The 21,281-nt window shown below is 67.5% G+C and carries 14 protein-coding genes; 11 read left to right on the top strand and 3 right to left on the bottom strand.

What is annotated here, in order from left to right:
- Window positions 1-121 precede the first annotated feature (121 nt).
- Window positions 122-913, bottom strand: coding sequence for a deaminated glutathione amidase (locus tag AC6LJ9_RS21120; protein ID WP_498149092.1), 792 nt, complete (start codon window positions 911-913; stop codon window positions 122-124).
- 216 nt (window positions 914-1,129) lie between these two features.
- On the opposite strand from AC6LJ9_RS21120, the gene AC6LJ9_RS21115 reads away from it, so the two are divergent.
- The 10 genes from AC6LJ9_RS21115 to AC6LJ9_RS21070 all read left to right on the top strand — a co-directional run bounded on the left by AC6LJ9_RS21115 (window position 1,130) and on the right by AC6LJ9_RS21070 (window position 17,086).
- A complete protein-coding gene (locus tag AC6LJ9_RS21115) occupies window positions 1,130-2,401 on the top strand; it encodes an amino acid deaminase (protein WP_498149091.1) in 1,272 nt (423 codons plus the stop codon).
- Window positions 2,402-2,510: 109 nt separating this feature from the next.
- Window positions 2,511-4,070 carry an ABC transporter substrate-binding protein gene (locus AC6LJ9_RS21110; RefSeq protein ID WP_498149090.1) on the top strand — a complete coding sequence of 520 codons (1,560 nt, stop codon included), beginning with the start codon at window positions 2,511-2,513 and terminating at the stop codon, window positions 4,068-4,070.
- A gap of 88 nt (window positions 4,071-4,158) precedes the next feature.
- Entirely contained in the window at window positions 4,159-5,100 is a 942-nt protein-coding gene (locus AC6LJ9_RS21105) for an ABC transporter permease (RefSeq protein WP_103272895.1), read from the top strand.
- Window positions 5,101-5,240: 140 nt separating this feature from the next.
- On the top strand, window positions 5,241-6,113 hold the full coding sequence (locus AC6LJ9_RS21100) for an ABC transporter permease (RefSeq protein WP_498149089.1): 873 nt from the start codon (window positions 5,241-5,243) through the stop codon (window positions 6,111-6,113).
- Between the two features lie 2 nt (window positions 6,114-6,115).
- The gene (locus AC6LJ9_RS21095) at window positions 6,116-7,123 is read left to right on the top strand and encodes an ABC transporter ATP-binding protein (RefSeq protein ID WP_498149088.1); all 1,008 of its coding nucleotides are present in this window, start codon (window positions 6,116-6,118) and stop codon (window positions 7,121-7,123) included.
- Window positions 7,120-8,181: an ABC transporter ATP-binding protein gene (locus AC6LJ9_RS21090; RefSeq protein WP_498149087.1), complete on the top strand. Its 1,062-nt coding sequence runs from the start codon at window positions 7,120-7,122 to the stop codon at window positions 8,179-8,181. The genes AC6LJ9_RS21095 and AC6LJ9_RS21090 overlap by 4 nt, the downstream gene beginning before the upstream one ends.
- 29 nt (window positions 8,182-8,210) lie before the next feature.
- Window positions 8,211-9,086: a MurR/RpiR family transcriptional regulator gene (locus tag AC6LJ9_RS21085; protein WP_103272892.1), complete on the top strand. Its 876-nt coding sequence runs from the start codon at window positions 8,211-8,213 to the stop codon at window positions 9,084-9,086.
- Window positions 9,087-9,100: 14 nt separating this feature from the next.
- Entirely contained in the window at window positions 9,101-10,576 is a 1,476-nt protein-coding gene (locus AC6LJ9_RS21080; protein WP_498149086.1) for an N-acyl-D-amino-acid deacylase family protein, read from the top strand.
- 14 nt (window positions 10,577-10,590) lie between these two features.
- Window positions 10,591-11,004 (top strand): RidA family protein, encoded by a 414-nt coding sequence (locus AC6LJ9_RS21075; RefSeq protein WP_498149085.1) that lies wholly within the window; start codon window positions 10,591-10,593, stop codon window positions 11,002-11,004.
- Between the two features lie 406 nt (window positions 11,005-11,410).
- On the top strand, window positions 11,411-17,086 hold the full coding sequence (locus AC6LJ9_RS21070; RefSeq protein ID WP_498149084.1) for an autotransporter domain-containing protein: 5,676 nt from the start codon (window positions 11,411-11,413) through the stop codon (window positions 17,084-17,086).
- Window positions 17,087-17,159: 73 nt separating this feature from the next.
- Here AC6LJ9_RS21070 and lolA read toward each other — a convergent pair whose 3' ends face one another.
- Window positions 17,160-17,795: an outer membrane lipoprotein chaperone LolA gene (gene lolA / locus AC6LJ9_RS21065; protein ID WP_498149104.1), complete on the bottom strand. Its 636-nt coding sequence runs from the start codon at window positions 17,793-17,795 to the stop codon at window positions 17,160-17,162.
- Window positions 17,795-20,173, bottom strand: a complete 2,379-nt coding sequence (locus tag AC6LJ9_RS21060; RefSeq protein ID WP_498149083.1) for a DNA translocase FtsK — start codon at window positions 20,171-20,173, stop codon at window positions 17,795-17,797. The genes lolA and AC6LJ9_RS21060 overlap by 1 nt, the downstream gene beginning before the upstream one ends.
- A gap of 42 nt (window positions 20,174-20,215) precedes the next feature.
- On the opposite strand from AC6LJ9_RS21060, the gene trxB reads away from it, so the two are divergent.
- Window positions 20,216-21,187 (top strand): thioredoxin-disulfide reductase, encoded by a 972-nt coding sequence (gene trxB / locus AC6LJ9_RS21055; protein WP_212314463.1) that lies wholly within the window; start codon window positions 20,216-20,218, stop codon window positions 21,185-21,187.
- Window positions 21,188-21,281 lie beyond the last annotated feature (94 nt).

Below are 21,281 nucleotides of genomic sequence, written 5' to 3'. Positions count from 1 at the left end.
GCAGATGGGGGAATAAGGCAAGGGTTTCAAGACAGCATTACACCACGGCGGCCATGCCACAGTGGCCGGCCGAAGCCGGCCAGGACCGGACGCGCTCCGGCGTCCGCGCTTACGGCAGCGCTCAGGTCAGCTCCGGCGCCGCGAAGCGGCGGTTGGCCAGCACCGGCAGCACCTTGCGCGCGTGCGCCAGCCGTTCCGGATCGATCTCGGCGACCACCAGCGCCGGCCCCTCGCCCGCGCTGGCCGTCACCACGCCCAGCGGATCCACCACCATGCTGCGGCCGATGTTGCGCTCGCCGCATTCGCCCGTGGCGGCGATGTAGCAGGTGTTTTCCAGCGCCCGCGCCGTCACCAGCACTTCCCAGTGGTTTTCCTTGAGCGAACCGCGCACCCAGGCCGCCGGCAGCGCCAGCAGGTCGGCGCCGTCCAGCGCCAGGCGGCGGGCCATTTCCGGGAAGCGCACGTCGTAGCAGGTCATCAGTCCGATTTTCAGGCCGTCGATCTCCAGCAGCGGCGGGATCTGCTCGCCCGGCGTGACGTTGGTCGATTCCTTCATGTTGAAGGCGTCGTACAGGTGCAGCTTGCGGTACTCGGAAATGATCTCGCCGTCGCGCAGCGTGACCAGGGTGTTCCAGACGCGGCCGTCGCCCGTGGGCACGTGCACGCAGAACATGGTGGCCAGCCGCGAGCCCCGGCTGGCGGCGAGCAGGCGGGACACGAAGGGGCCGTCCAGCGGCTGGGCCGCCTTGAGCACGATCTGCGGGTCGGTGATGTCGCGGGCCAGGATGCCTTCCGGCAGGATCAACAGGCCGGCGCCGGCCTCGCGGGCGCGCCGCATCAGGTCCTCGCAGACCTGGGCGTTTTCTTCCCAGACGCGGCTGACGGCGAACTGGCCCAAGGCGACTTTCAGCATGGTTTTTCCTCGAAACGGAGTGGCGGCCGGGCGGCACCGCCCTGGCGGGCGATGCCTGCGCGACTGCGCGGCCCTCCATTGTCGCGCCTTCCGCCCCGAGACGGGCGTCTTAGGGAAACCCCCAGCTCCCGCTTGTAAATTTCTTTCACGATAATGAAAAAAAACAGATTTCCCGTAAATATTTTCCAAGACTGTCCACCAAGACCCGCCAGCGCCATGAGCATCCCCACCTTCCCCGCAGCCCCCCTGGACGTGAACGGCAAAGGCCTCGGCGCCTTCCCGGCCTCCTGTACCACCGCCGGCGTGGCGGACCTGGGCTGGAACCTGCTGGCCGAGGACGTCAGCCTGCCGGCCGCCGTGCTGTACGAAGCCCGCGTGCGCCACAACCTGCAGTGGATGCAGCGCTTCATGGAAGCCTACCGCGTCAAGCTGGCGCCGCACGGCAAGACCACCATGAGCCCGGCCCTGTTCCAGCGCCAGATCGACGGCGGCGCCTGGGGCATCACGCTGGCGAACGCGCCCCAGGTGCAGGCCGCGCACAACCACGGCATCCGCCGCGTGCTGATGGCCAACCAGCTGGTGGGCCGCGCCAACATGGCCATCATCGCCCGCATCCTGCGCCAGGATCCGGACTTCACCTATTTCTGCATCATCGACTCGCCGGCCAATGCCGCCCATCTGGGCGCCTACTTCGGCGAACAGGGCCTGACGCTGCCCGTGCTGATCGAGCTGGGCCCGGCCGGCGGCCGCACCGGCGTGCGCGACGACGCGCAGTTCCAGGCGGTGGCCGACGAGATCGCCCGCTGGCCCGCGCTGGCCCTGGCCGGCATCGAAGTCTACGAAGGCGTGCTGCAGGAAGAACAGGCCATCCGCGCCTTCCTGCGCCGCGCCACCGGCGCGCTGCGCGGCCTGGCCGAAGCGGGCCGCCTGCGCAAGAACGGCCCGGCGCTGATCTCCGGCGCCGGCTCGGCCTGGTTCGACGTGGTGGCCGAGGAATTCTCGAATCTGGACATCGGCGCGCCGCTGGACGTGGTGCTGCGCCCCGGCTGCTACCTGTCGCACGACGTGGGCGTCTACCGCTCGGCGGCCGAGCGCATCAACGCGCACAACCCCGTGGCCCGCAAGATGGATCCGGGCCTGCAGCCCGCGCTGCAGGTCTGGGCCTACGTCCAATCGCTGCCCGAGCCGGGCCGCGCCATCATCGCGCTGGGCAAGCGCGACGCCGCCTTCGACGCGGGCCTGCCCACGCCCGCGCAGCGCTACCGTCCCGGCCAGGCCGCCCCCGGCGCCGCTCCGGCGCACTGGAAGCTGACGGCCATGATGGACCAGCATGCCTTCATGCAGATCGGCGAAGGCGACGACATCCAGGTCGGCGACATGATCGCCTTCGACATCTCCCATCCCTGCCTGACGTTCGACAAGTGGCGCCAGGTCCTGCTGGTGGACGAGCAATTCCGCGTCATCGACGTCGCGGAAACATTTTTCTAAGAAGCGCCCCCTGCAGTAATGCGCCAGGCCCCCAAGGGGGCAAAACTTGGGACGGCCCGGCGCTTTCCTGAATCACGCGACAACTGTTTTTGACCCTCTGGAGAGAGACATGAACTTCCGCACCTCCCGGCGCGGCGGGCTGCAACGCCTGCTGCTGGCCGGCGCCATCGGCTTGACCACCCTGTCCGTCCCCGCCTTCAGCGCGCCGACGCCGGTCAAGGGAGGCACGATCTCGGTCGCCACCATCGGCGAGCCGCCGACGCTGGATCCGATGACCAGCACCGCCGACCTGGTCGGGATCCTGACGCAGCATTTCTTCGAAACGCTGTACACCTTCGACGCCCAGTGGAACCTGACCCCGCTGCTGGCCGACAAGATGCCCGAGATCAGCGCCGACGGCCTGGTCTACACGATTCCGCTGCGCCAGGGCATCACCTTCCACGACGGCTCGAAGATGGATTCGTCCGACGTGCTGGCCTCGCTCAAGCGCTGGACCGAGACCGCCACGCGCGGCAAGGGCGCCGCCAAGGTCATCTCCAGCATCGAGACGCCCGACGCCAACACCATCCGCATCACGCTCAAGCAGCCCTACTCGCCGCTGACCGCGCTGCTGGCGATGAACAATGCCGCCGCCGTCATCATGCCCAAGGGCAAGATCGCCCCGGTCCTGACCGAGATCGTCGGCACCGGCCCCTATCAGCTCAAGGCCCGCGTGCCGGACCAATACATCCAGCTGGTGCGCTTCGACGGCTACAAGCAGCGCGAAGGCGAGCCCGACGGCTACGGCGGCGCCCGCAAGCAGTACCTGGACGAAATCCGCTTCGTGCCGGTGAGCAACGCCAACACCCGCACCGAAGCCGCCGTGGCCGGCCAGTTCGACTACGTCGACTCGCTGCCGGTGGAATCGCTGGACAAGCTCAAGGGCGGCCGTTCCGACCCGGTCATGCTCAAGCCTTTCGGCTGGCCGCGCCTGGTGCTCAACACCAAGCAGGGCATCATGTCCAACCTGGCCGTGCGCCAGGCCGTGCAGCTGGCGCTGAACGAAGAGGACATGCTATTCGCCGCCTTCGGCAACAAGGAGTTCTACAAGCTCAACGGCGACCTGTACCCCGAGGGCTACCCCTGGGCCACGTCGCTGGGCGGCAAGGTCTACAACAAGGCCGACACCGCCGCCGCCAAGAAACTGCTGGACGGCGCCAACGTCGCCGACAAGAAGATCCGCATCCTGACCAGCCAGCAGTACGAGTTCCACTACAAGATGGCGCTGGTCGCCGCCGAGTACCTGAAGGCCGCCGGCTTCACGGTGGACATGCAGGTGGTGGACTGGGCCACGCTGACGCAGCGCCGCCAGGATCCGGCCGTGTGGGACATCTTCATCACCCACAGCGTGTTCCTGCCCGAGCCCGCCCTGATCGACTTCCCGTCCAAGGACGCGCCGGGCTGGTGGGACACGCCGCGCCGCGCCCAGGTCATGGATGCGTACAACCAGGCGCGCACCCAGGAAGAACGCGTCAAGCGCTGGGCCGACGTGCAGCAGGCCGTGTATGACGAGATCCCCTTCATCAAGGTCGGGGACTTCAACGCCCAGGGCGCGCGCTCGCCGTCGCTGCAGGGCACCAAGCCGGCGCCGTGGCCGTTCTTCTGGAATGCCTGGAAGAGCGCCAAGTAAGCAATACGCAGGGCGGCGGGCCGATCGGGCCGACGCCCCGCCCCTTGCGGGAATGCCCCGAGTTTTCGCCTTGATCTAGGACACCATCGTGTTGCGTTATCTCTTGAACCGGCTGGTCGGGCTGGTGGCCGTGATGTTCATCGTCGCGACCATCGTGTTCGTGATCATCCGCATCACGCCGGGCGATCCGGCCGCCGTCATGCTGGGCCCCCAGGCCAGCCAGCAGGACATCGACGCGCTGCGCGCGCAGCTCGGACTGGACCAGCCCTTCGCCGTGCAGTACGTGAGCTGGCTGGGCAAGCTGGTCCAGGGCGACCTGGGGCAATCCATCTTCATGAACAAGCCGGTGCTGTCGGCGCTGGCCGACCGCGCCGAACCCACGCTGCTGCTGACGCTGATGTCGCTCATCATCGCCAGCGCCATCGCGCTGCCGGTGGGCATCCTGTCCGCCGTCAAGCGCGGCACCACGCTGGACCAGTCGGTGCTGTCGTTCTCGATGTTCACCTCCAGCGTGCCCAGCTTCTGGCTGGGACTGTTGCTGATGCAGGTCTTCTCGGTGAAGCTGGGCTGGCTGCCCGTGGCCGGCTACGGCGGCCCGGACGCCTCGCTGGCGACGCGGCTGTCGCACCTGATCCTGCCGGCGGTGGTGCTGGGCCTGGTGAACTCGGCGCTGATCACCCGCTTCATCCGCGCCAGCATGCTGGACGTGCTGCGCGACGACTACGTTCGCACCGCCCGCGCCAAGGGCCTGCCGGAAGGCCAGGTGATCCTCAAGCACGCGGTGCGCAACGCGCTCATCCCCATCCTGACGGTGCTGGGCCTGACCACGGCGCTGCTGATCAGCGGCGCCGTCGTGACCGAGACCGTATTCGGCCTGCCCGGCGTGGGCAGCCTGGTGGTGTCGGCGGTGCTGCGGCGCGACTACCCGGTGATCCAGGGCGCGCTGCTGATCATCGCGGCGATCTACGTGCTGATCAATCTGTTCATCGACCTGCTGTATCTACTGGTGGACCCCCGCGTCCGCTATTGATGGAGGCCCCCCCGCAGCGCTGCGCGCTTCCCCCTCCAGGGGGCATGCCAACGGACCGGCAAAGCCGGCTCCGCGGCATCCCGATTGGGCCGCAGTTGCGCAGACGTTGTCGGTGACGCGTCGCGCTTTGGAGAATTGATATGACGAACGCAACAACCGTAAGCCCCGGCGGCGTGGACCGCTGGCAGGTGCTGCGCCTGCTGGTTTCGCGCAAGACCGTGCTGATCAGCCTGATCGTGCTGGTCGTGCTGATCGGCGCCGCGCTGCTGGCCCCCTGGGTCAGCCCCTACGACCCCATGAAGCTGTCCATCATGAACCGGCTCAAGGCCCCCGGCGCCGCGCACTGGTTCGGCACCGACGATTTCGGCCGCGACGTGTTCAGCCGCGTGATCCACGGAGGCCGGCTGTCGCTGACGGTGGGCTTCTCGGTGGTGGTGCTGTCCAGCGTGCTGGGCATCGCGCTGGGCCTGGTCGCCGGCTTCTTCCGCTCGGCCGACAAGATCGTCTCGCGCGTGATCGACGCCATGATGGCCTTCCCCGACATCCTGCTGGCCATCTCGCTGGTGGCCGCGCTGGGCCCGTCGCTGACCAACGTGGTGATCGCGCTGGGCATCGTGTACACGCCGCGCCTGGCGCGCATCGTGCGCGCCTCGACGCTGGTGATCCGCGAGCTGCCCTTCGTCGAAGCCGCCCGCGCGCTGGGCGTGCCGACCTGGCGCATCATCAGCGTGCACGTGCTGCGCAACCTGGTGTCGCCCATCCTGGTGCAGGGCACCTTCATCTTCGCCTACGCGATCCTGGCCGAAGCCGGCCTGTCGTTCCTGGGCGTGGGCGTATCGCCCGACATTCCCACCTGGGGCACCATGATCAACGCCGGCCAGCAGTACATGGGCTCGGCCGACTGGATCATGATCTTCCCCGGCATCGCCATCATTCTTTCGGTGCTGTCGCTGCAGCTGGTCGGCGACGGCCTGCGCGACGTGCTGGACCCGCGCCTGCGCAAGGAGCTTTGATCATGTCGGCAAGCACCCGAGACGTCGTGCTGTCCGTTGAAGGACTCAAGACCTGGTTCCACAGCCGCGACGGCGTGGCCAAATCCGTGGACGGCGTCACCTTCGACCTGGCCCGCGGCGAAACCCTGGCCATCGTGGGCGAGTCCGGTTCCGGCAAGTCCGTGACCAGCCTGTCCATCATGGGCCTCCTGCCCAAGCCCGCGGGCCGCATCGAGGCCGGCAAGATCCGCTTCCGCGACCGCAAGGGCCAGGAGCATGATCTGGCACGGGCCACGCCCGCCACGCTGCGGCGCATCCGCGGCGCCGAGATCGCGATGATCTTCCAGGAGCCCATGACCAGCCTGAACCCGCTGTACACGGTGGGCGACCAGATCGCCGAGGCCATCCTGCTGCACGAGGGCGGCTCGCGCGCCGACGCCCTGCGCCGCGCCCGCGAAATGCTGGAGCGCGTCGAGATCCCGGCGGCCGAGCGCCGCGTCAACGAGTACCCGCACCAGATGTCCGGCGGCATGCGCCAGCGCGTGATGATCGCGCTGGCCCTGGCCTGCAACCCGGCGGTGCTGATCGCCGACGAGCCGACCACGGCGCTGGACGTGACGGTGCAGGCGCAGATCCTGGACCTGCTGCGCCGCCTGCAGGCCGAGATGAACATGAGCATCCTGTTCATTACCCACAACCTGGGCGTGGTGGCCGAGATCGCGCACCGCGTGGCGGTGATGTACGCCGGCTGCGTGGTCGAGGACGCCGGCGTCTACGACCTGTTCGAGAAGCCCACGCATCCCTACACCCGCGGACTGCTGTCCTGCCTGCCCACTGCCGCCCTGCTGGCCTCGGGCGAACGGCTGCGCGCCATTCCCGGCAATGTGCCCAGCGTGCTGTCGCTGCCGGCCGGCTGTACCTTCGCGCCGCGCTGCCCGCAGGCCGACGACAGCTGCCGGCGCGACGTGCCCGAACTGATTCCGGTGCAGCCCGAGCACCGCGCGCGCTGCATCAAGGTGACCCCGCTATGAACGCCCTCTCCCACAACGAGAACGCCGCGACGCCAGCCCTGGAGCCGGCCGCCGCCGGCCGCTCGCGCCAGACCGCCGTCCGCGCCGCCGATCCGCTGGTTCGCATCGAAGACCTGAAGGTCCATTTCCCCACCTCGCAATCGCGCAACGCGCCCATGGTCAAGGCGGTGGACGGCGTCACCTTCGACGTGCCGCGCAACACCATCGTCGGCCTGGTCGGCGAGTCCGGCTCGGGCAAGACCACCACCGGCCGCGCGCTGCTGCGGCTGTTCGCGCCGACCGCCGGCCGCATCCTGTTCGACGGCCAGGACATCACGAACCTCAGCGAAAAGCAGATGCTGCCGTGGCGTCGCCGCATGCAGATCGTGTTCCAGGACCCCTACGCCAGCCTCAACCCGCGCATGACGGTGTCCGAGATCCTGGGCGAGGCGCTGGACACGCACAAGCTGGCGCAGAACCGCCGCGCGGCCCGCATCGGCGAACTGCTGGAACGCGTCGGCCTGAACGCCGATCACGCGCGCCGCTATCCGCACGAGTTCTCGGGCGGCCAGCGCCAGCGCATCGGCATCGCCCGCGCGCTGGCGGTGGAGCCTGACTTCATCGTGGCCGACGAGCCGGTCTCGGCGCTGGACGTGTCGGTCCAGGCGCAGGTGCTGAACCTGCTGCAGGACCTGCAGCGCGACCTGGGCCTGACGATGCTGTTCGTGGCCCACGACCTGGCGGTGGTGGACTACCTGTGCGACGAAGTCGTGGTGATGTACCTGGGCCGCGTGATGGAACGCGGCCCCACCAGCGAGGTGTACGCCCGGCCGCGCCACCCCTATACTCGCGCCCTGCTGTCGGCCGCGCCGGTGCCCGATCCACGCGCGCCGCGCTCGCGCATCCTGCTCAAGGGCGACATCCCCAGCCCGGTCAACCCGCCGTCGGGCTGCGTGTTCCGCACCCGCTGCCCGCACGCGACCGAGGCCTGCGCCGCGCCGCTGCCGCCAGCCGTCAACGTCGGACCGGGGCATCATGTGGCCTGTATCCGCCTCGGAGACCCCGAGCTGGCGGCCTAGCACGCGCCCCCCGATCCAGGACCCTGCCCATGAAGAACAACATCCGCGACATCGTTTTCCAGATCCGCAGCCGGCGCGACGACCTGAGCGTCACCGAGCGCAAGGTCGCCGACGCCATCCTGGACAACATCATCTGGAGCGCCAGCGCCACGGTCGACCAGCTGGCCGCCAAGGCCAGCGTCAGCATCGCCACGATCTCGCGCTTCGCCCGCACGGTGGGCTGCGAGGACACCCGCGACCTGAAGATGAAGCTGGCCCAGGCCAGCACCGTGGGCAGCCGCTTCCTGGACCCCACCGCGCCGGCCGAGGAAAGCACGTTCTACGCGCGCATCTACGCCGACATCGAAAGCACGCTGCGCGCGCACCTGCCGACCTTCACCGAGCAGCTGTTCGGCCAGGCCACGGCCATCGCGCACGAAGCGCGCATGATCTACGTGTTCGGCATGGGCGGCGCGTCCGCCGTGCTGGCGCAGGAAGTGCAGTCGCGGCTGGTGCGGCTGGGCTATCCCATCGCGGTCTACACCGACGCGGTGCTGCTGCGCATGGTCGCCGCCACGCTGGACGAGCGCGACGCGGTGCTGATCCTGTCGGCCTCGGGCCTGACGCCAGAGATCCTGGGCGCGGCGCGCATCGTCAAGCAGTACCGCGCCCGCATCGTCGCCATCACCGACGCGACCTCGCCGCTGGCGGAGATGGCCGACGTGGTGCTGCCGATCCGCACCGACGAGACCGATTTCATCTACAAGCCTTCGGCCTCGCGCTACGCCATGATGCTGGCGATCGACCTGCTGGCCACCGAGCTGGCCATGCTGCATCAAGAAGAAAACCGTGAACGCCTGCGCCGCATCAAGCTGGCGCTGGACGGCTACCGCGGCGGCCCGAACCGGCTGCCGCTGGGCGATTGAACCTGGAACAGAAGATGTTTGACACTCTCATACGCGACGTGCGCGTGCTGGACGGCAGCGGCCAGGCCGAATACCGCGCCAGCGTGGCGCTGGAAGGCGGACGCATCGCCGCCATCGGCGAGCTGCCCGGCGCCCAGGCGCGGCACCTGGTCGACGGCGACGGACTGGCGCTGGCGCCAGGCTTCATCGACGTGCACACGCACGACGACACCAACGTCATCCGCACGCCGGGCATGCTGCCCAAGCTCTCGCAGGGCGTGACCACGGTGGTGGTGGGCAATTGCGGCATCAGCGCCTCACCCGTCTCGCTGCGCGGCGAACCGCCGGATCCCATGAACCTGCTGGGCGCGCGCGAGGATTTCAGCTATCCCAGCTTCGCCGACTACACCCGCGCCATCGAGGCCGCGCAGCCGGCGGTGAACGTGGCGGCGCTGGTGGGCCACACCGCCCTGCGCAACAACCACATGGACCGCCTGGACCGCAGCGCCACCCGCGACGAGGTCCTGGCCATGCGCGAGCAGCTGCGCGAGGCGCTGGCGCACGGCGCCATCGGCCTGAGCACCGGCCTGGCCTACGGCTCGGCCATCGAGGCCGACACCGAAGAGGTCAAGCTGCTGGCCGAGGCGCTGGACGAGTTCGGCGCGCTCTACACCACGCACCTGCGCTCGGAGTTCGCCGCCATCCTGGAAGCCATGCAGGAAGCGTTCGACATCGCCCTGCACGCGCGCGTGCCGGTAGTGGTGTCGCACCTGAAATGCGCCGGCGCCGGCAACTGGGGCCGCACGAAGGAAGTGCTGTTCAAGCTGGAAAACGCCGGCAAGATGCAGCGCGTGGGCTGCGACTGCTATCCCTATTCCGCCAGCTCGTCCACGCTGGACCTGAAGCAGGTCACGGACGAGTTCGACATCATCATCAACTGGTCCGTGCCGCACCCGGACCAGGCCGGCCGCAAGCTGGCCGAGATCGCCGCCGACTGGAACGTGACGCTGCTGGAAGCGGCCAGGCGCCTGCAGCCGGCCGGCGCCGTCTACCACAACATGCACGAGGACGATGTGCGGCGCGTGCTGTCGCATCCGCTCACTATGGTGGGCTCGGACGGCCTGCCCAACGACCCCATGCCGCATCCGCGGCTGTGGGGCGCCTTCCCGCGCGTGCTGGGCCACTACAGCCGCGACGCCGGCCTGTTCCCGCTGAACCAGGCGGTGCACAAGATGACCGGCCTGTCGGCAGCGCGCTACGGCCTGGTCGGACGCGGCCTGATCCGCGAGGGCTATCACGCCGATGTGGTGCTGTTCAATCCCGACACGGTGATCGACCGCGCCACCTTCGCCAATCCGGTGCAGGCGGCGGCCGGCATCGAGGCCGTCTGGGTCAACGGCGCCCTGTCCTATCTCCACGGGCAGCCCACCGGCGAACGCGCCGGCCGCTGGCTGCCGCGCAATGGCGACCTGCGCGCGAGCTTCGCGGCGGCGTCCTCTCCCACTCTCTAAGCAAGGAGCACATCATGAGCAATTCCTCCACCACCGACAGCAACGGCATCACCCGCTACGGCGTGGCCGGCGGCACCGGCCAGGGCGGCTCGCACATGCCCTTCGCGCGCGCCGTGGCCGCCGACGGCTGGCTGTACGTGTCGGGCCAGGTCCCCATGGAAAACGGCGAAGTCATCGAAGGCGGCACCGTGGCCCAGTCGCACAAGGCCATCCAGCAGGTGCTGGCCATCCTGAAGGAAGCCGGCTACGGCCCCGAGCACGTGGTCCGCTGCGGCGTGTGGCTGGACGACGCGCGCGACTTCCCGTCGTTCAACAAGGTGTTCAAGGAATACTTCGGCGCAAACCCGCCGGCGCGCGCCTGCGTGCAATCGCCGCTGATGGTGGATGCCAAGGTCGAGATCGATTGCGTGGCGTACAAGCGCCCCTGATATAGACCAACCTGTTCGACACGCGGGGCGCAACATGCGCCCCGCTTTTTTTTTGCCGGCCGCCGGCGCGCCCCACGATATTCATATCTATCTATTAACGATATTCATCAAATAAATAACCACTTTCGTTTCGAGCAAAAATTGAAATTTCGCCAATAACACTCATAAAAATCAGCTATTACTGATAAATACTAGAAAATTGCCTTATTAAAATTAGCAATCAGGCCTCAAAAAAATCATTTAAATAACGAATTAATTCTATTTATTGAACATTTGTCATTTGCTTATTAGGATGTCTAACGCAAGCCCCGCCAATGCACGCGGCCAATCACCTTGATTTTCCCAATCGCGCTCGCGGTCATCCGCGCTCGCGCCCACCGTCACATCAAGACGAGACGTAGCGCCCATGAGCAAAATCAACGCCGCATCCACCGTCGCAGCTTTCCCATCGTCCTCTTCCTATGCCTTCCAGGCGTTCCTGACCCCGCGCCGCCTGGCGTTGACAATCGCCGCCGCGCTCTCGCAGGCCTGGGTTCCCGCCCACGCACAAACGCCCACTGTGCTGACCAGCGGCAATGTCGGACCCGCCGCCCACACCCCCAACCCCTCCGCCTCGTGGACCATCAACAACATCCTCAATATAGGCAACACCGACGTAGGCACGATGAGCATCGCGGACGGCGGCACCGTCACCAACACCGGGCGCGGATCCATCGGCGAATCAACCTCGGCCGTCGGGACCGTGACCATCAGTGGCAATGCCTCCAGCTGGACCATAGTCAACGGGAGCCTGGCAATCGGTTTCAACGGCAAGGGCACGCTGCTGATCGATAAGGGCGGCAAAATGAGCGTCGGCACCGGCGCCACGATAGGCAGCGGCTCGTCCAGCGTGGGCGTCACCACTGTCCGGGATGCCGGGTCCCAATTGAACACCAACGGCAACATCACTCTGACGACTCTCGGCACGGGCACGCTGAACATCCTGAACGGCGGCGTCGTCAACATCGTGAACGGCACGGGCACTCTTACGATGGGCAACGCGGCGCTCGCCGGCATCTCGTCGACGCTGAATATCGGCGCGACGTCCTCCGATCCGCTAGATGCCGCAAGTCCCGGTACGCTGAACGCCGCGCGCATCACGATGAACCGCATCCCCGCCACCATCAATTTCAATCACAACTCATCGAACTATGTGTTCACGCCGATCGTGGCTTCCGGCGTGAGCGGCTCGCACGCGATCCATCAGATCGCGGGCACGACACAGCTGACCGGCAACAATGCCAGCTTCGCGGGCACGACCACCGTGACGGGCGGCGCGCTGGTGGTGGCCAACACGCTGGGCGGCAGCGCCATCGTCGAGAACGGGCAGTTCAGCGTGACCGGAAGCTTCAACGGCAACGGCACGTTGAATGGCGGGCAATACACGGTGCAAGGCAGCCAGACAGGCAACACCACCGTGAACGGCGGCCAATACACGTTGCAAGGCACTCAGACAGGCAACGCCACGGTGAACGGCGGCCAGTTCAATCTAAGCGGCACGCTCAACGGCAACGCCACGGTCAGCGGCGCAGGCAGCGTGGCCGGAACCGGCGCGATCAGCGGTAATCTGACCTTCACCAACGGCGGCACCCTGTCCGGCAATCAGGGCGCCACGCTGTCCGTCACCGGCGCGATCAACCTGGCCAACGACACCGTCGTCAACGCCGCGCTGGGCGCGGCGTCCACGACCCCGCTGTTCTCGGCCGGCAACGGCCTGACGCTGGGCGGCACGCTCAACGTCACCGACCAGGGCGGCTTCGGCGCCGGCGTCTACCGCCTGTTCAACTACGGCGGCGCGCTGACCAATAACGGCATGACCCTGGGCACGATGCCCACGGGCGTGAATGCCAGCAACCTGATGATCCAGACCTCGGTCATCGGCCAGGTCAACCTGGCCTCGACCTTCGGCATGCCGCTGACCTTCTGGGATGGTTCCAACGCCGCCCAGCGCAACAACAATGTCGTCGATGGCGGCACGGGCGCCTGGCGCGCCGACGGCTTCAACTGGACCAACGCCAGCGGCGCGCTCAACGGCCCCTATCAGCCGATCCCATCCTTCGCCGTGTTCCAGGGCGCGGCCGGCACGGTGACCGTCGATCAGTCCGTCGGCGCCATCGGCGTGACCGGCATGCAGTTCGCCACCGACGGCTATCTGGTCCAGGGCGACCCGGTTGCCCTGCAGGGCCCCGCCGGCCAGAGCACCATCCGCGTGGGCGATGGCACCTTGGCCGGCAGCGGCATGACGGCCACCATCAGCTCCGTGCTGACCGGCGCCAGCCAGCTCATCAAGGACGACCTGGGCACCCTGGCGCTCTCAGGCAACAATCTGTACACCGGCGGCACCGACGTGCGCGCCGGCACGCTGCGCATTTCCAGCGATGCCAACCTGGGCGATGCCTCTGGCGGCATCGCCATGACCGGTGGCATGCTGGCCACCACGGCCAACTTCGATACCGGCCGCACGGTCACAATGACGCAGAACGGCCAGTTCAATGTCGCGTCAGGCACCACTCTGGGCCTGCTGGGCGTCGTGTCGGGGAACGCCGACCTGATCAAGCTCGGCGCCGGCACGCTGCAATTGGGCAGCGCCGCCAATGCCTATCGCAATACCGTGGTGCAGGCCGGCACGCTGATCGGCAACGCGGCAACGATTTCCGGCAGCGCCAGTATCGCCTCCGGCGCCACCCTGAACTTCAACCAGGCATCCGACGCGTCCTATGCTGGCATCGTGTCCGGCGCGGGCGCGGTCTCCAAGACGGGCGCGGGCGCGCTGACCTACACAGGCAACAGCGCCGGCTTCACCGGCACTACCACGGTGTCTGGCGGCTCGCTGGTCGTGGCCGGCCAACTGGGCGGCAATGCCGTGATCAACGGCGGGACGATCACGGTGCAAGGCACGCAAGGCGGCAACGTGACCGCCGGCGGCGCGGGCACCGTGATGGGCGCGGGCGCTATTGCCAATAACCTGGCTTTCTCGAGCGGCGGTGTACTGACGGGCAAATCGGGACAGACGTTGACGGTTGGCGGTAATCTGGCGCTGGACAATGCGACCACCTCCAATTACGCGGTCGAAGCGCCGCTGGCCAGTGTCGGCGGCAACCTGACCCTGGCCGGCACGCTCAACGTGAGTTCGCAGAGCCCGTTGGGCCTGGGCCTGTACCGCGTGTTCAACTACAACGGCTCGTTGATCGGCAATGCCGGCTCGATAAGCATCGGCAGCGTACCCAGCGGCATGCTCGCGAACCAACTCGAAGTGCAGACCGCCGTGCCGGGCGAGGTCAACTTGGTCTACTCTGGCGGACAAACCTTCCGCTACTGGGATGGCGGCGATCCTGGCCTGTACAACAACAGCGTGATCAACGGCGGCTCGGGGGTTTGGACTGCCGATTTGAGCAATGCCAGCTGGACCCTAATCAACGGCACGCCCAACAACATCTACAACCTGGCTTTCGCCGTGTTCCAGAACGCGGCGGGCACGGTGACGGTGAACCAGTCCGCCGGCGCCGTGGGCGTGACCGGCATGCTGTTCGCCAGCAACGGCTACCGCATCCAGGGCGACCCGATCACGCTGCACGACACCGGCGGACAGACCCTCATTCTCGTCGGCGACGGCACGGTGGCCGGCAGCGGCATGACCGCCACCATTGCGTCGGCGCTGACGGGCGCCAGCCAATTGGTCAAGGACGACCAGGGCACGCTGGTGCTGTCGGGCAATAACCTGTACACCGGCGGCACCGAGGTCCGCGCCGGCACGCTGCAAGTCTCCGGCGACGCCAACCTGGGCGATGTCGCCGGCGGTATCACCATGAGCGGCGGCACGCTGGCCGCCACCGCCAGCTTCGACACCCGCCGCGCCGTCACCCTGACGCGGAACGGCCAGTTCAACGTCGCCGCCGGCGCCACGCTGGGCCTGTCCGGACTGGTGTCGGGCGCCGCCGACCTGATCAAGCTCGGCGCTGGCACGCTGCAATTGCGCGGCGCGGGCAATGCCTACGGCAACACGCTGGTGCAGGCCGGCACGCTGATCGGCAATGCCGTCACGATCTCGGGCAATATCGGCAACGCCGCCACGACGGTGTTCGACCAGTCCGCCGATGCCAACTACGCCGGCAACATCGGCGCGCTCGGAGGCGTCAGCGGCGCCATGGTCAAGCAAGGCGCCGGCAATCTCACGCTGGCCGGCAATTCGGCGCTGAACTGGTCGGTGCAGGCCGGTACGCTGACCAGCGCGGCCGAGCGTTTCAGCGGCAACGCCAGCATCGCCGCTGGCGCCGCGCTGGCCTTCAACCAGATCGCCGACGCCGCCTATGGCGGCACGCTGTCCGGCGCGGGCGCCTTCATCAAGACCGGCGCCGGCACCCTGGCCTATAACGGCGACAGCTCGGGCTACACCGGCACGACGTCGATCAGCAGCGGCACGCTGCTGATCGGCGCAGGCAGCGGCAATGCCAACGCCGCGCTCGGCGGCGCGGTCACGGTGCAGAGCGGCGCCACGCTGGCCGGCCATGGCGCGCTGGGCAGCGGCGCCGGGACCGGCCTGACGGTGGCTTCGGGCGGCACGGTCTCGCCCGGCAATGCCGGCATCGGCACGCTGACGGTCAAGGGCAACCTGGCCTTCAACGACGGCGCGCGCTACAGCGTGCAGACCGATCCGACCGGCAGCGGCGCCGATCTGATCCACGCCACCGGCACGGCGGCCCTGGGCGGCGGGTCGGTCGCGCAGATAGGCCAGGCGGGCAACTACGGGCTGCGCTCGACCTACAAGATCCTGTCGGCCGACGATGGCCTGTCCGGCACCTTCGGCAGCGTCACGTCCAACTTCGCGTTCCTCGATCCGAAGCTCACTTATGACGCCAACAACGCCTATCTGACCCTGACGCGCAATAACATCAGCTTCACCTCGAATGGACTGACGCCGAACCAGAACGCGGCCGCCGGCGCCGTGGACAGCATCGGCTTGGCGGCCAACAATCCGCTGTATGACGCGGTAGCGTTGCTGCCCAATGATTCGGCAGCCATCCACCGCGCCTTCGATCAGCTGTCCGGCGAGATCCACGCTTCGGCCAAGACCGCGCTGATCGAGGACAGCCGCTATCTGCGCGAAGCGGCCACCGACCGCATGCGCGCAGCCTTCGGGGACGCCAGCGCGGCACCCGCCATGGTGGCGGCCTATGGCGATGGCGGCGCGCTGCCGGTCGCGCCCACGGCCGACCGGCCCGTGGCCTGGGTGCAGGGCTTCGGCGCCTGGGGCAACATCAACGGCGACGGCAACGCCGCGCGCATGACCCGCTCGATCGGCGGCTTCGTCATGGGCGCCGATGCGCCGGTGGCTGGCTGGCGGCTGGGCGCGATCGCCGGCTACAGCCGCAACAGCTTCAACGCCAGCGACCGTTCATCCTCGGGCACCAGCGACAACTACCATCTGGGCCTGTATGGCGGCACGCAGTGGCCGGTGGCCAGCGGCAAGCTCGGGCTGCGCGCCGGCCTGGCCTACACCTGGCATGACATCGGCACGCGCCGCGGGGTCGCCTTCGATGGCTACTCCGACAACTTGAAAAGCAGCTACAGCGCCGGCACCTTCCAGGTTTTCGGCGACCTGGGCTACCGCGTCGACATGGGCCGCGTCACGGTCGAGCCGTTCGTCAACCTGGCCTACGTGAACCTGGGCACGGGGCGGTTCAAGGAAAGCGGCGGCGCGGCCGCGCTGCAAGCCGACCGCCAGAACACGCACACGACCTACTCGACACTGGGACTGCGCTCGTCGGCCAAGTTCGAGCTGGGCGGCAGGGAGGCCACTGTACGCAGCGCCCTGGGCTGGCGCCACGCCTTCGGCGATGTCACGCCCTCGTCCACGCAGGCGTTCAGCGCCGGCAATGCCTACGCCGTGACGGGCGCGCCCATCGCCCGGAATGCCGCGCTGATCGATGCGGGCGTGGACGTGAACGTGGCCAGGAACGCCACGATCGGCCTGTCCTACAACGGCATGCTTGCCTCGGGCGCCCAGCAACACGGCGTCAAGGCGAACTTCGCGCTGCGCTTCTGAGTCGCCCGAAAAAAAACAGCCCCGCGGTTCTTCGCGGGGCTGCCTGGTGCTCGTCGCGGCGGAAAACCCGCCTCTACATCTTGACCACGTCCACGCCCTTGGGCGCGGTGAACTGGAATTCCTTGGCGCCGATCGACGGATTCGGCGTGATGCCCGACAGGTCCACCCGCGTGGTCTGGCCGAAGGAATCCAGCAGTTCGACGCGCGCCGGCAGGTTGTCCTTCAGGCCGATATCCACGCGCGAAAAACCGGCGTCGGCGTTGCGCGGCTTGGCGCGCAGCCAATCCAGGCCGTCCTTGGACGGCAGCGCCGACACCTCGAACGACTGCTCCAGGGAACCCGAGCCGAACAGAATCGCGGCGGGCGAGGTGCCGATGGCGGCATCGACCTTGCGCTCGGTCACCTGCAACAGGTCCGGATCGTATTGATAGACCTTGGCGCCGTCGGAGATCACCAACTGTTCATAGGGTTTCTGCACCGCCCATTTGAACTTGCCCGGGCGCTGGAACGAGAACGTGCCCGTCTGCGCCGGCTGGGTGCGGCCCTGGGCGTTCACCGTGTATTGCGAAAACGAGCCGGTGGCCGCGTTCACCTTGCCCACGAAATCGCGCAGCTGCTCCTGCGCGCTGGCAGCCGCGGCGGGCGCGGATGCCAGGGCCGAAGCCATGCACAGGACCGCCGTGGCGGCCAGGCCTTGGAACATCTTCATCATGCTTCCTCTCGGGCTGCGGCCGGCACCAGGATGTCCCGGTTGCCATTGGACTGCATCGCCGACACCATACCCGATTGCTCCATCTGCTCCAGTAACCGGGCCGCGCGGTTGTAACCAATCCGCAGATGACGCTGCACCAGCGAGATGGACGCGCGGCGGTGCTTGAGCACCACTTCGCAGGCCTGGTCGTACATGGGGTCCGATTCGGCGTCGCCGCCAATGCCGGTGACGCTGCCCGCGCCTTCCGCGCCGTCGCCGTCCAGGCCGCCCTCGAGCAGGCCTTCGACGTAGTTCGGCTCGCCCTGGGCCTTCAGGCTCTCGACCACGCGGTGCACTTCGTCGTCGCCAACGAAGGCGCCGTGCACGCGCACCGGCAGGCCGGTGCCCGGCGGCATGTAGAGCATGTCGCCCTGGCCCAGCAGGGTTTCGGCGCCCATTTGGTCAAGAATGGTGCGCGAGTCGATCTTGGACGAGACCTGGAAGGCGATGCGGGTCGGGATGTTGGCCTTGATCAGGCCGGTGATCACGTCCACGCTGGGGCGCTGGGTGGCCAGGATCAGGTGGATGCCGGCGGCGCGCGCCTTCTGCGCCAGGCGCGCGATCAGCTCTTCGATCTTCTTGCCCACCACCATCATCAGGTCGGCCAGCTCGTCGATGACCACCACGATGGTGGGCAGCGGCGCCAGCGGCTCGGGCTGGTCGGGCGTCAGCGAGAACGGATTGGGGATGGGTTCCTCGCGCTTGATGGCGTCGCGGATCTTGGTGTTGTAGCCAGCCAGGTTGCGTACGCCCATCTTGCTCATCAGGCGGTAGCGCTTTTCCATTTCGCCCACGCACCAGTTCAGCGCGTTGCCGGCCTGGCGCATGTCCGTGACCACCGGCGCCAGCAGGTGCGGAATGCCTTCATAGACGCTCATTTCAAGCATCTTCGGGTCGATCAGGATCAGGCGGGTGTGCGAGGCGTCGGCCTTGTAGAGCAGCGACAGGATCATGGCGTTGATCCCGACCGACTTGCCCGAGCCGGTGGTGCCGGCCACCAGCAGGTGGGGCATCTTGGCCAGGTCGGCCACCACCGGATTGCCGGCGATGTCCTTGCCCAGCGCCATCGTCACCACCGAGTGGCTGGCGTGGTAGGTCTGCGAACCCAGGATTTCCGACAGCTTGACCATCTGGCGGCGCGGGTTGGGCAGCTCCAGGCCCATCAGGTTCTTGCCGGGTATGGTTTCCACCACCCGGATGCTGACCAGGCTGAGCGCGCGCGCCAGGTCCTTGGCCAGGTTGACGATCTGGCTGCCCTTGACGCCGGTGGCCGGCTCGATCTCGTAGCGCGTGATGACCGGGCCGGCCTGCGCCGCCACCACGGTGACGGACACGCCGAAGTCGGCCAGCTTCTTTTCGATCAGGCGCGAGGTGAATTCGATGGTCTCGGCCGACACGGTTTCCTGGTTGGGCGGCGGCGGATCGAGCAGGCTGATGGCGGGCAGGTCGCCCTCGGCGCCCGGAGGCGGGGCGAAGAACAGCGACTGCTGCTTTTCCTTTTCCACGCGCTCGGACTTGGGCACCACGGTGATGGCGGGCTCGATGCGCACGGGCTGCTCATGGACCAGTTTTTCCTGCTTGGCCACCACCTGCTCGGTGCGCACGGCCTTGGCCACTTCACCGACCTTGCGGTCCTCGCGCGCGGCATAGGAGCTGCGCACGCGGAACACCATGCCTTCGATCCAGGCGCCGACCCGCTCGGCGATGTTCAGCCAGGAAAACGAGAAGAACAGGCTCAGGCCGATGGCCAGCATGACCAGGAAGGCCAGCGTGCTGCCAGTAAAGCCGATGCTGCGGCCGATCAGGTCGGCCAGGGTGTGGCCGATGACGCCGCCCGCGCCGCTGGCGTGCTCGGACGCGCCGGGCAGATGCATGCCGCGGCTGGGCAGGCGCAGGGCCTCCATGCCGAGCGAGCCGACCATCAACAGGAAGAAGCCGATGCCCTCTTCCCAGTGGACGCGGGGCAGGACTTCGGGTTGCTTACCATTGGTAACTTTAAGTTGGCTGGCCAGGCGGCGGTAGCCAGCCCGGACGCGGTGCAAAAGCAACACCACCCACCACCAGGCGGAAAATCCGAACAGATAAAGCAGGATGTCGGCCAGATAGGCGCCCAGCATGCCGCCGCGGTTGTGCACCGCGCCGGCGGGCACCGAGTGCGACCAGCCGGGATCGGCGGCGTTCCAGGTGGCCAGCACCAGGGTCAGCCAGGCCGCCAGGGCGGCGAAAAGGATCCAGCGGGCCTCGCGCAGCAGCGAGGATAGTCGTGTCTGCAGCGGGGAAGGTCCGTTGCGGGTATTGCGCGAGGCGCGTGGAGAGGCATTCGAGATACGCGGCATGCGGCTCATTATAATTGGGCGTCAATCTAAAGATACCTGCCCATGTCCACGCCTACCTCCACGCCCAAGCACGCTAAAGTTTTGATACTTGGTTCCGGCCCCGCCGGTTACACGGCCGCCGTCTATGCCGCGCGCGCCAATCTGAACCCCGTACTTGTTACAGGTCTGGCCCAGGGCGGCCAGCTCATGACGACCACCGATGTCGACAACTGGCCGGCCGACGCCGACGGCGTGCAGGGTCCGGACCTGATGCAGCGCTTCCAGAAGCACGCCGAGCGCTTCAACACCGAAATGCTGTTCGACCACATCGCCAGCGTCGACCTGTCCAAGCGCCCGTTCACGCTGAACGGCGACGGCGGCAAGGTCTACACCTGCGACGCGCTCATCATCGCCACCGGCGCCTCGGCCAAGTACCTGGGCCTGCCGTCCGAAGAGTCCTTCATGGGCCGCGGCGTGTCGGGCTGCGCCACCTGCGACGGCTTCTTCTACCGCAACCAGGACGTGGTCGTGGTGGGCGGCGGCAACACCGCCGTCGAGGAAGCCCTGTACCTGTCGAACATCTGCCGCAAGGTCACCCTGATCCATCGCCGCGACAAGTTCCGCGCCGAGCCCATCCTGGTCGACAAGCTGATGTCCAAGGTCGAGAACGGCAACATGGAGCTCAAGGTCTTCCATACGCTGGAAGAAGTGCTGGGCGACGACAGCGGCGTGACCGGCGTGCGCGTGCGCCACGTCGACACCGGCGCCACCGAGGACCTGAAGGTCACCGGCGCCTTCATCGCCATCGGCCACCAGCCCAACACCAGCATCTTCCAGGGCCAGCTGGAAATGAAGGACGGCTACATCGTCACCAAGAGCGGCCTGTCCGGCATGGCCACCATGACCTCGGTGCCCGGCGTGTTCGCCGCCGGCGACGTGCAGGACCACGTCTACCGCCAGGCCATCACCAGCGCCGGCACCGGCTGCATGGCCGCGCTGGATGCCCAGCGCTGGCTGGAGAGCGAAGGCCAGTAATGAAAGGCAGCAAAGTCGGCCTGGCCGACCTGAAGCGCCTGAAGAAGGACCTGGAGGCCGAGCGCCAGCGCGCCACGCTGGCCCGCGCCTCGGC

It is taken from the genome of Achromobacter sp. 1011811831, assembly GCF_059760905.1.
The sequence above is the reverse complement of the archived record's forward strand: the minus strand, read 5'-3'. Positions and strand labels throughout refer to the sequence as shown.